This window comes from Sphingopyxis sp. HIX (assembly GCF_001468285.1).
Classification (GTDB): Bacteria; Pseudomonadota; Alphaproteobacteria; order Sphingomonadales; family Sphingomonadaceae; genus Sphingopyxis.
On record NZ_LNSB01000030.1, the window covers coordinates 53,560 to 65,075 of the forward strand.

The 11,516-nt window shown below is 67.5% G+C and carries 9 protein-coding genes; 4 read left to right on the forward strand and 5 right to left on the reverse strand.

Annotated features, from left to right (window positions below; genetic code table 11):
• Positions 1–23: 23 nt before the first annotated feature.
• Complete coding sequence (gene astD, locus ATE62_RS14860) at positions 24–1,478, reverse strand: succinylglutamate-semialdehyde dehydrogenase (protein WP_058808497.1); 1,455 nt, start codon at positions 1,476–1,478, stop codon at positions 24–26.
• Between the two features lie 182 nt (positions 1,479–1,660).
• Here astD and ATE62_RS14865 point away from each other — a divergent pair, with 182 nt between their 5' ends.
• The 3 genes from ATE62_RS14865 (at position 1,661) to ATE62_RS14875 (ending at position 5,204) form a co-directional block, all read left to right on the forward strand.
• A complete protein-coding gene (locus ATE62_RS14865; protein ID WP_058808506.1) occupies positions 1,661–2,557 on the forward strand; it encodes an alpha/beta fold hydrolase in 897 nt (298 codons plus the stop codon).
• Positions 2,554–3,702 (forward strand): glycosyltransferase, encoded by a 1,149-nt coding sequence (locus ATE62_RS14870; RefSeq protein WP_231736280.1) that lies wholly within the window; start codon positions 2,554–2,556, stop codon positions 3,700–3,702. Before ATE62_RS14865 ends, ATE62_RS14870 begins: the two co-directional genes overlap by 4 nt.
• 98 nt (positions 3,703–3,800) lie before the next feature.
• A complete protein-coding gene (locus tag ATE62_RS14875; RefSeq protein WP_058808498.1) occupies positions 3,801–5,204 on the forward strand; it encodes an NAD(P)H-dependent flavin oxidoreductase in 1,404 nt (467 codons plus the stop codon).
• 202 nt (positions 5,205–5,406) lie between these two features.
• Here the strand turns inward: ATE62_RS14875 and ATE62_RS14880 are convergent, their stop codons facing one another.
• Positions 5,407–6,405: a 2-hydroxyacid dehydrogenase gene (locus ATE62_RS14880; RefSeq protein WP_058808499.1), complete on the reverse strand. Its 999-nt coding sequence runs from the start codon at positions 6,403–6,405 to the stop codon at positions 5,407–5,409.
• 126 nt (positions 6,406–6,531) lie between these two features.
• On the opposite strand from ATE62_RS14880, the gene ATE62_RS14885 reads away from it, so the two are divergent.
• Positions 6,532–6,990, forward strand: coding sequence for an SH3 domain-containing protein (locus ATE62_RS14885; protein WP_058808500.1), 459 nt, complete (start codon positions 6,532–6,534; stop codon positions 6,988–6,990).
• Between the two features lie 278 nt (positions 6,991–7,268).
• On the opposite strand, the gene ATE62_RS14890 is transcribed toward ATE62_RS14885, so the two are convergent.
• From ATE62_RS14890 to ATE62_RS14900, 3 genes are all read right to left on the reverse strand, one after another.
• Positions 7,269–7,745, reverse strand: a complete 477-nt coding sequence (locus ATE62_RS14890) for a hypothetical protein (protein WP_058808501.1) — start codon at positions 7,743–7,745, stop codon at positions 7,269–7,271.
• Between the two features lie 206 nt (positions 7,746–7,951).
• Positions 7,952–9,823: a putative Ig domain-containing protein gene (locus tag ATE62_RS14895; RefSeq protein WP_156420565.1), complete on the reverse strand. Its 1,872-nt coding sequence runs from the start codon at positions 9,821–9,823 to the stop codon at positions 7,952–7,954.
• Between the two features lie 278 nt (positions 9,824–10,101).
• Positions 10,102–11,289: an acetyl-CoA C-acyltransferase gene (locus ATE62_RS14900; protein ID WP_058808503.1), complete on the reverse strand. Its 1,188-nt coding sequence runs from the start codon at positions 11,287–11,289 to the stop codon at positions 10,102–10,104.
• Positions 11,290–11,516: the final 227 nt, after the last annotated feature.

An 11,516-nucleotide genomic window follows, 5' to 3' on the forward strand; every position in this document is an offset into this window, starting at 1 on the left:
GTAAAATTGCGGGCGGGGACGCCCTACCGTTTGTCCCGCACCAGCGGCAGCGGTTCGCTGTCCTTGTCGATGTCGCGCAAGCCCACGCCGATCGAGCCGCGCGTCGCCTCGCATTCGCTGCTCGCGACCGGATAGGCGCAATAGTCGGCAGCATAGAAGGCGCTCGGCCGGTGGTTGCCCGACAGGCCGATGCCGCCGAAGGGCGCCGCCGACGACGCACCGTTGGTCGGGCGGTTCCAGTTGATGACGCCGGCCCGAGCGTTCGCCCAAAACTGGTCGTAAAGCTGCGGCGAACCGCCGATCAGCGCCGCCGACAGGCCGAAGCTGGTATTGTTCGCCTCGGCGATCGCCGCCTCGAAGCTGTCGACGCGCACGACCTGCAGCAGCGGGCCGAACAATTCGATGTCGGGGCGCTCCGCCATGTCGGTGACGTCGATGATCCCCGGCGTCAGGAATGGCCGGTCGCGCACCGGGCGCGTCATGTGGCGCACGACATGCCCGCCGTTCGACATCAGGATCAGGAAGCTTTCGGTCAGCCCGTCGGCGGCCTCGTTATCGATCACCGGCCCCATATAGGGTGCGGGGGCCGCAAAGGGTTCGTCGACGATCAGCCGGTTGGCGAGCCGCCGAACCTCGTCGACCAGCCGGTCGGCCATGCTCTCGCGCACGATCAGCCGCCGCGCGTTGGTGCAGCGCTGCCCGGCGCTGAGGAAGGCCGACTGCACCACCAGGATCGCCGCGGTGTGCAGGTCGGGCGTGTCCCACACCACGACCGGATTGTTGCCCCCCATTTCGAGCGCCAGGATCTTGTCGGGCCGGTTCGCGAACTGGCGGTTGAGCGCGAGCCCGGTGCGCGCCGAGCCGGTGAACAGCAAGCCGTCGATCCCCGGATGCCCCGCGAGCGCCTTGCCCTCGTCGGGGCCGCCGATCACCAGCCGCAGCACCTCCTTGGGCACCCCTGCGGCCTGGAACAGGTCGACCAGCATCGCGCCCGTCGCTGGGGTCTTTTCCGACGGCTTGAACGCCACCGAATTGCCCGCGATCAGCGCCGGGACGATATGGCCGCCCGGCAGGTGCGCCGGGAAATTATAGGGGCCCAGCACCGCGAGCAGCCCGTGCGGCTTGTGGCGCACCGCGTTGCGCAGCCCCATCGCGCCCTCGATCCGGCGGTTCGAGGTGCGCTCCGAATAGGCGTTGATCGAGATATCGACCTTGTTCGCGACCGATTCCACCTCGGTGCGCGCTTCCCAGAGCGGCTTGCCGGTCTCGCGCGAGATCAGCGTCGCCAGCGTCTCGGCCTCGGCCTTCACCCGGTCGGCGAAGCGGCGCATCGTCTCGGTGCGGAAAGTGAGGGGCTTTGCCGCCCATTCGGGCCAGGCGCGGCGGCCGATCTCGACCTCGTGGTCGACGTCGCTGATCGCGCGGCGCCAGACTTCGGTGCCCGTGGCGGGATCGTGCGAAACCAGTTCGGCGGTCATGACGTCGCCCCGGCGCGGGCGATGATGGGGGACAGTCGCAGCATCGCCCCTGCTCTTATCGGCGAAAGGTTAACCGGGCAAGCCGAGGTCCCAAGCATCGCTTGCGCGCGCGCCCCGGGTTGGCGATAGATGCGGCGAATCCCGTGGGCGGCAGGCACGCAGCGGGCGCAAGGGGAACCGCGATTTCGGCACGGCAGGATCATCGCGAACGCTGGTGGGACCATTATTGGTGGTCGCCCGACGGCGTGCGCCTGCACGCGCGTGTCTATGACCCGCCCGAGCCGGTCGAGGCGATGCTGCCGATCCTCTGCCTGCCCGGCCTCGCGCGCAACGCCCGCGATTTCGAGGCGCTGGCGCCGCATCTCGCCGAGCGCCGCCGCGTCATCGTCGTCGAGTTCCGCGGCCGCGGCGAAAGCGCCTATGCCAAGGATCCGATGACCTATGTCCCGCTATCCTATGTGCAGGACGTCGTCGCTTTGCTCGACGATCGCGGCATCCAGCGTTTCGCGACGATCGGCACCTCGCTCGGCGGGCTCGTCTCGATGATCCTCGCCGCGACGCAGCCCGGGCGGCTCGTCGGTGCGGTGCTCAACGACGTCGGGCCCCAGCTCGAGGAGGCGGGGCTCGCGCGCATCCGCGACTATATCGGCACCGGCGGCAGCCAGCCGACGTGGATCCACGCGGCGCGCGCGGTCGCCGAACTCAACGCTACGGTCTATCCCGATTATGGCATCCACGACTGGCTGCGCCTCACCAAGCGGACGCACAAGCTGACCCCCGAGGGGCGCATCGTCACCGATTACGACAAGCAGATCGCGGCGCCGCTCCGCGTCCCGCACGGCGGCGAGGCCGCGGCCGACCTCTGGCCCGCCTATCGCGCGCTCGGCGCCATCCCGCTGCTGATCCTGCGCGGCGCGCTGTCGGACATCCTCGCGCGCCCGGCCGCCGACAGGATGCTTGCCGAACTGCCCACCGCGCGGCTCGTCGAGATTCCCGGCGTCGGCCATGCGCCGACGATGGACGAGCCCGAGGCGCTGGCGGCGATCGACGCCTGGGCGGCGGAGCTGCCCGCGGCGTGAGCGACGAGGCGCGTCCGGTCCGCATCCTGCACCTCCATTCGAGCTTCTCGCTCGGCGGCAAGGAAGCCCGCGCGACGCGGCTGATGAACCTGATGGGGGCGCGAGCCGAGCATGTGATCCTCTCCGCGGTCCCCGACGCGCTCGGCGCGCGCGATGCGATCGGGCCCGGCATCAAGGTCGATTTTCCCGGCGAGGCCGCGCCGCCGCTCCACGGCAAGCCGGGCTTGCCGCGCTACCGCGCGCTCGCGCGCTATATGGCGGGGTTCGACCTGCTGCTCAGCTATAATTGGGGCTCGATGGATGCGGTGATGGCGCACCGCCTGTTCGCGCGGCGGCGCGGCCTGCCGCCGCTGATCCACCACGAGGACGGCTTCAACGAGGATGAGAGCGTCCGCCGCAACTGGAAGCGCAACGCCTTCCGCCGCCTCGCGCTGCCGACCGCTGCGGCGCTCGTCGTGCCCTCGACGCTGCTTCAGCGCATCGCAGCCGACGAATGGCGCGCGGGCGAGCGCGTCCAATTGATCCGCAACGGCATCGACGTCGCCGCCTATGCCGCCGGGCCCAGTGCGCCGATCCCCGGCTTCGAGCGGCAAGCTGGCGAAGTCGTGATCGGCACCGTCGCGGGGCTGCGCAAGGTCAAGGACCTGCCGCGCCTCGTCCGCGCCGTCGCGCCGCTGCCCGCCAATGTCCGCCTCGTGATCGTCGGCGAGGGGCCCGAGCGCGATGCGATCCTCGCCGAGGCGGCGGTGTGCGGCATGGCGGGCCGCCTCGTGATGCCCGGCTTCATGGCCGAGCCCGCGCGCTGGATCGGCCATTTCGACCTGCTCGCGCTCTCGTCGAAGAGCGAGCAGGCGCCGATCGCAGTGATCGAGGCGATGGCGGCGGGGCTGCCCGTTGCCAGCCCCGATGTCGGCGATGTCGCTTCGATGGTCTCGACCGAAAACGCGCCCTATGTCGCCGCCGACGAGGCCGGCTTCCGCGCCGCGCTCGCCGAACTCGCCGCCGATGCCGCGCTCCGCCGCGCGGTGGGCGAGGCGAACCGCCATGCCGCCGCAGAGCGCTTCGACGAATCAACCATGGTCGGCGCCTATGAAAGCCTCTATGGTCGCGCCTTAGACGGTCGCAGCCTTTTCTCCGGGGAATAGCGCGCGTCCATTGACTTTCATCGCCGCCTTCCGCTTACGGAAGCGGCAAATGGGGGCCTGAGCGCGAAACGCAGCCGGGCGAGAGAAAGAGGTTCCACGTGTTCAAAGGTTTGAAGCCCATCCTGTATGGCGGCCGCGAAGTCTGGCCGCTGGTCGAGGGGGGCAAGGGCGTGTCGGCGACCAACCATATGTCGAGCGGCGCCTGGGCCGCCGCGGGCGGAATCGGCACCGTGTCGGCGGTCAACGCCGACAGCTACGACGCCGAGGGCAAGATCATCCCGCAGATCTACCGCGCGCTGACGCGCCGCGAACGCCATGACGAGCTGATCCAGTACGGCATCGACGGCGCGGTCGAACAGGTGAAGCGCGCCTATGACGTCTCGGGCGGCAAGGGCGCGATCAACATCAACGTGCTCTGGGAAATGGGCGGCGCGCAGCAGATACTCGAGGGCGTGCTCGAACGCACCAAGGGGCTCGTCGCCGGCGTCACCTGCGGCGCGGGCATGCCGTACAAGCTCAGCGAAATCGCGCAGCGCCACAATGTCATGTACCTGCCGATCATCAGCTCGGCGCGCGCCTTCCGCGCGCTGTGGAAGCGTGCCTATCACAAGGTCGCCGACCTGCTCGGCGCGGTGGTCTACGAGGATCCCTGGCTCGCCGGCGGTCACAACGGCCTGTCGAACGCCGAAGATCCGCTGGTGCCGCAGGACCCCTATCCGCGCGTCAAGGCGCTGCGCGAGACGATGCGCGCCGAGGGCATCGCCGACAGCGTGCCGATCGTGATGGCGGGCGGCGTCTGGTATCTGCGCGACTGGGACAATTGGATCGACAATCCCGAACTCGGCCAGATTGTCTTCCAGTTCGGCACGCGCCCGCTGCTGACCGAGGAAAGCCCGATCCCGCAGCCGTGGAAGGATCGCCTCCGCACCCTCGACGACGGCGACGTGCTGCTGCATCGCTTCTCGCCCACCGGCTTCTATTCGAGCGCGGTGCGCAACCCGTTCCTCCGCGACCTCGAGGCGCGCTCGGAACGCCAGATTCCCTATTCGAAACAGGAAGCGGGCGATCATATCGTCCAGCTCGACGTCGGGGTGAAGGGCAAGAATTTCTGGGTGACCCCGCACGATCGGGCGCGGGCGCGCGACTGGTTCGCCGAAGGCTATACCGACGCATTGAAGACCCCCGACAACACCGTCGTCTTCGTCACCCCCGACGACAAGGCGATGATCCGCAAGGACCAGGCCGACTGCATGGGCTGCCTGTCGCACTGCGGCTTTTCGGCGTGGAAGGACCATGACGATTATTCGACCGGCTACCTCGCCGACCCGCGCAGCTTCTGCATCCAGAAGACGCTGCAGGACATCGCGCATGGCGGCGACGTCGAGCAGAATCTGATGTTCGCGGGCCACGCCGCGTTCAATTTCAAGACCGATCCCTTTTATTCGAACAACTTCACCCCGACGGTGAAGCAGCTCGTCGACCGGATTCTGACGGGGGATTGATCTGCGGGCGTCGGTTATTTGAGTCTCGCACAAAGCCACGAAGCCACAAAGAAGCTCTCTATTCCGTTCGTGCTGAGCTTGTCGAAGCACCGTTCTTCTTCGACGTTCAAGGATAGAACGGCCCTTCGACAAGCTCAGGGCGAACGGGGCTAAAAGTCTTTGTGGCTTCGTGGCTTTGTGCGAGTCCAATCAGGGGGTGAGATCAGGCCCACCCCTCCAGCACCTGATCGGGCGGTCGGTGCCCGTCGCTCCACGCGCGGATGTTGGCGATGACCTTTTCGCCCGACGCCTCGCGCCCCTCGATCGTCGCCGAGCCCAGGTGCGGCAGCAGCACGACATTGTCGAGCGCGAGCAGCTCGGGGTCGACCGCGGGTTCGTGCGTATAGACGTCGAGCCCCGCGCCCGCGATGCGCCCGGTCTTGAGCGCCGCGATCAGCGCGCCCTCGTCGACGATCTCGCCGCGCGCGGTGTTGATCAGATAGGCGGTGGGCTTCATCGCCGCGATGCGCGCCGCGCTGACCATCTCGTGCGTCTCGCTCGTGTGCGGGCAGTGGATCGTCACCACGTCGCTGATCCGCAGCAGCGTATCGACGCTGGCATGATAGCTCGCGCCCAGTTCCTCTTCGATCGCTTCGGGAAGCCGCCGCCGGTTGTGGTAATGGATCGACAGGCCGAAGGCGCGCGCGCGCCGCGCGACCGCCAGCCCGATGCGCCCCATGCCGATGATGCCCAGCAATTTGCCGCCGACGCGGTGCCCCAGCATCGCGCTCGGCGCCCAGCCTTGCCATTGGCCCGAGCGCATGAGCTTCTCGCCCTCTGCCAGCCGGCGCGGCACCGAGAGGATCAGCGCCATCGTCATGTCCGCGGTATCCTCGGTGAACACACCCGGCGTGTTCGACACCATGATGCCCTTGGCGCGCGCGGCGGCGAGGTCGATATGGTCGACCCCCGCGCCGAAATTGGCGATCAGCTTCAGCCGATCGCCCGCCGCGGCGATCACCTCGGCGTCGATCTCGTCGGTCACCGTCGGCACGAACACGTCGCAATCGGCGATCGCGGCCTTGAGTTCGTCCTTGCTGAAGGCATGGTCCTGCGCCGACAGCGCGACGTCGAACAATTCGGCCATGCGTGCCTCGACATGCGGCATCAGCTGGCGGGTGACGATGACGCGCGGGCGCCGCGGGCGGGATGAATCGGGCATGGCGCCGATAGAGCGCGCGCGCGCCGGGGGGTCAAGGGGGCGGTTTGCGCGCAACCTGTGGATGCCGCCGCGCATTGGCTATCGTCGCCGGTTGAAAAAGCGGGACGATTGCGACAAGGATCAGCGATGACCAGCCGACATTTCGCCGTGATTTTGCTGAGCCTTGCCGTGGTGGGACCGGCAGCGGCGCAGTCCGACCCCGAACTCCCCTATTGGGCCTCGATCAGCGTCGACGAGGCGCGGATGCGCAAGGGGCCGTCGCCCGACGTGCCCGTGATCTGGGAATATCGCCGCAAGGACCTGCCGGTAAAGGTCGTCGCGCGGCACGAGACCTGGCGCAAGATCGAGGATCCCGACGGCACGCAGGGCTGGATGGCGGCGCGGCTGCTCAGCCGTACGCGCACCGCGATCGTCGTCGGCGACATCCGCCCGCTGCGCGAAGCCGCGAGCAGCGCGTCACCCGTCCTCTATCGCGCCGAACCCGGCGTCGTCGGCAAGATCAGCGACTGCGCGAACGGCTGGTGCATGCTCGACGTCAAGGGGCGTCGCGGCTGGATCGAAACCGATCATATCTGGGGCGATTGAGGGGCGGCTTTCGGGCGGTTGCGGACATCTTAATCCTCCCTGCGGCGAAGCCGTGGGGAGGGGGACCACCCGCAGGGTGGTGGAGGGGTGCGGGAGGTCATACGCCGAGTTCGGCTGCACGCACCCCTCCACCATGCTTCGCATGGTCCCCCTCCCCATCGCTTCGCGACAGGGAGGATTAAGTACGTCCGCTCCCCACCCCTAAGCCGCGATTCGCCAAATCCACAGGAAAAGGGCCGGACGGCCACCCGTCCGGCCCTCCCCATGACCCGCTGGTTTTAGCGCCAGCGGAAGTGGTTGCGATAGACCTTGACCACCCGGCCGTTGCGCTCGTTGACGAGCAGCAAGTCGTTATAGTGGCGGACATAGGTCAGGTTACGGCCCGCGCGCGGCACGCCCCAGCGGCTGTCCCAGGTCGGACGATAGCTCGGCGCGTAATAGTTCGAGCGGAGCGTCGCGCCGACGCGGAACTGCTGATAGCGGAACGGCGCGCGATAATTCTGGTAGCGCGTGTCGCGGCGCCAGTCGCGCTGGCTGTCGCGCAGGTCGTGACGCGCGTCGCGCAGTTCGCGGCGCTCCTCGCGGACGTCGCCGCGGCTGCCGTGGCGCTGGGCGTCGCGCAGCTCGCGCTGCTCTTCGCGGACGTCCTGGCGATCCTTGCGGATTTCGCGCGTCTGCGCCTGCGCGGCGACGGGCATGGCCGCCGGAACCATCATCGCGGCGATCAGGCCGGCGGTGAGAAATTTGCTCTTCATTGTGCCATTCCTTTTCAGTCGGTCAGGGGGAGGGGATCTGCCCGATGACTGAAGCCGGAATAGGCGAGTCGATTTGAACGGACGCGGAATGCCGCGTTTATTTTCAGGACATTAGTGTCGCAAATTGTCGCACCATAACGACGAACGGATGTCGCGGCGCGGCGAGGGCAGGGAACTTTCCCGCCCGCCGCGCCGCGGCCTCGCGATCAGCTGCAGGTCATGCCCGGATAGTCGCAGCGTTCGGCATAGGTCCAGTCGCGGTCGGTAACCGGATCGTGCAGGATGAAGGGCAGCGGATTGCCGTTCGCGTCGAGCTTGATCACCCCCTGGCCGTTGCGCGCGACCGAATAATAGACCGGCCAGTCCTGGAAGATTCGGAGCTTCATCGCGGCGATATCGACGGTCTGCGTCGGCGACGCGATCACGATGCCATATTCGGCGAGCTTCGCCGCGATCGCGTCGCGCACCGTCTCGCTCGCCCCCATCCAGTCGGGCGTCGACCCCGCCGGGGCGAAATCGCCGTTCGCTGCGTCGGCGAAGATCGACGACAGGACCATCATGCTTTCCAGCCCCGACGCGGAAAAATTGTCCTGCGCGGTACCGGTCGTGGCATTGGCGCCGACATTGGTGAAATTGTTGTTGAACGACCGGATCGTCCAGCGGTCCGAGCGCGGGTCGAACAGATTGTTGGTCACCGCCCCGAATACCGAGGCGCGCGCGGCGATGTCGCCGCCATTGGCGACGACGCGCGCGTTGCGGTAAAAGGAATTGCGGTTGATAGTCACCTCGTCGATGCCGTTCAGCCCGACCCCGCTCTTGCCGTTATAGGCGAGGATATTGTCCTCGACGCGGATCTTGTTATCGAACGAGCCTGGGGTGACGTCGGTCACGCCCTCGTTCTGCAGCAATATCCCGGCGCCCTCGTCGACCTCCAGCTTGACATTGTTCTTCGCAAAGACGTGCGAGATGATCAGCGACTGGTTGCCGAACACCAGATTGCCCTTGATGTTCACCGTCTCGAGATTCTCGTTGCCCGTGGTCGTGAACATCGACACCGACGAGATGCCGTTGGTGCCCGAGATCGTCCACCACGCATTGTTGTAGACGATGTTGTTCTCGACGGTCAGGAATTCCATGTCGCGGTTGTTGATCCCCCCGTGCGGGAAATCATGGACGATATTGTCGCGGATCGTCAGGTGGTCGCTGCCGTTGTTCTGAATGCCGCCGGCGGTGATCCGCTTGGCGTCCTCGCCCTCGGTCCACCACAAAGCCATCGAGACATTGGTGTCGATCGCCTGCGCGCCACCCATGATTTCGAGCCCCTGGATTGTCCAATAGTCCGAATCCTGGATCGAGATGGCGGTGACGTCGCTGCTCAGCTTCGCATATTCGTTGCCGAACGGACGCAGCGTGTAGGGCAGGGTGCTCGTACCGTCCTTGTCCTTGATGCGGACCAGGCTCGACTCGCTTCGCGCGGTCCAGGGATCGCCAAATTCCTTGTTCTTATATTCGCCGCCGCGGACATAGATGGTGCGCGCCGATCCGCCCGCCGAGGTGCCGATCACTGCGACCGCCTTCTTCAGCGTCTTGTACGGATTGGCCGCGGTGCCGGCGCCGCTGCCGTCGTTGCCGTTGGTCGCGACATAGATGCCCGCGGGATCGGCCGCCCCGGCATTGACGGTGACGGTCAGGTCGATGTTCTCAGTCTGCGACCCGTTGCTCGCCTGTGCGGTGACGACATAGGGCTGGGTGCGTGCCTGACCCGCGGCCGGGGTCCAGCGGACCTGGCCGGACTTCGGCTGGATTCCCATTCCGATCGGCGCGTTGGCGACGAAGGACCAGGTGACCGTGCCGCTGAGCGTGCTCGTGAGCTGGCACGCAAGCGGCGAATTGGTGCCGAGCGTGGCGTCGCACGGCCCGCCCGACAGCAGCGACATCGTCCCGCCCGACCCCGATAGCAGCACCGGGCCGCCCTGCTGTCCGCCGCTACCGCCGCCGCCCCAGGTCCCCGCCGCAAATGCCGCCGCGGCGACCGCCGCCAGACCGACAAGAGGTACCCCGATTTTCACCTTCCGCATCGCCATCTCTCCCTGTTTCGTTGCCTTATGACAACATTGTCATTTTCCAAGACATGACTCGAAACGGAGGGATAAGCAAGGGGACGCCGATAAGGCGCCGGATATCAAGATGTTAAAGGAGCGTAGCGGCCCACGCGCCGGCATCGCCAAGGCGGCACAGACTGGGCGAAGCGCCGGACGATGGGCGAGTCGCCGGCTGGCCGCGCGTTCGCGCGCGACCTCTGGCGAGGAGGTGATGGGTGGCCACCCCCGCCGCAACGGGGGGTGGTGCCGTCCCGTCAGACCAGCTCGATCGCCACCGCGGTGGCCTCGCCGCCGCCGATGCACAGGCTCGCGATGCCGCGCGTCTTGCCGTGGCGCTGCAGCGCGGCGATCAGCGTGGTGATGATGCGCGTGCCGCTGGCGCCGATCGGGTGGCCGAGCGCGGTCGCGCCGCCATGCACGTTGATCTTCTCGCGCGGGATGCCGAGGTCGTGCATCGCGAACATCGCGACGCAGGCAAAGGCCTCATTGACCTCGAACAGGTCGACGTCACCGATCGACCAGCCGGCCTTGGCCAGCACCTTGTTGATCGCGCCGACGGGGGCGATCGTAAAATCCTTGGGTTCCTGCGCGTGCGCGGCGTGCGCGACGAGGCGCGCGACGGGCTTGGCGCCCTTGGCATCGGCGACCGACTGGCGCGTCAGCACGACGGCGGCGGCGCCGTCGGAGATCGAGCTGCTCGTCGCGGCGGTGATCGTGCCGTCCTTGGCAAAGGCGGGCTTCAGCGTCGGGATCTTGTCGGGCATCGCCTTGCCCGGCGCCTCGTCGGTGTCGACGACGACGTCGCCCTTGCGGCCGGCGATCGTCACCGGGGCGATCTCGCTGGCGAAGGCGCCGTCGGCGATCGCCGCCTTGGCGCGGCTCAGCGATTCGAGCGTATAATCGTCCTGCGCCTGGCGGCTGAGCTGATAGGCGTCGGCGGTATCCTGCGCGAAGGTGCCCATCGCGCGGCCGGCCTCATAGGCATCTTCCAGCCCGTCGAGGAACATATGGTCGTATGCGGTGTCGTGCCCGATGCGCGCGCCCGAGCGGTGCTTCTTGAGCAGGTACGGCGCGTTGGTCATCGATTCCATGCCGCCCGCGACGACCAGGTCGATGCTGCCCGCGGCGAGCGCTTCGGCGCCCATAATCACCGTCTGCATGCCCGAACCGCACACCTTGTTGACCGTGGTCGCCTGCACCGACTTGGGCAGGCCCGCCTTGATCGCGGCCTGGCGCGCCGGCGCCTGGCCCAGCCCGGCGGGCAGCACGCAGCCCATGTAGATGCGCTCGATATCGTCGCCCGACACGCCCGCGCGCTCGACCGCCGCCTTGACCGCGGTCGCGCCGAGGTCGGTCGCGCTCGCGTCCGACAGCGCGCCCTGCATGCCGCCCATCGGGGTGCGGGCATAGGAGAGGAAAACGACGGGATCGGTGGCGGTCATGGCGAGAGACTCCGTAGGGGAAAACAGATCGGCGGCCCGATTAGCCCAATTGCTGCAACTGCGAAAGGGGGAGGGGCGGTTTGTCTGCGCAAGACTTTCTCGGACGCGCCAAAGAACGGCTTGAGCACGGCGGCGAGGTGTCGGTTTTGGGTGGGGAGCGGACGCTCTTAATCCTCCCTGCGGCGAAGCCGTGGGGAGGGGGACCACCCGAAGGGTGGTGGAGGGGT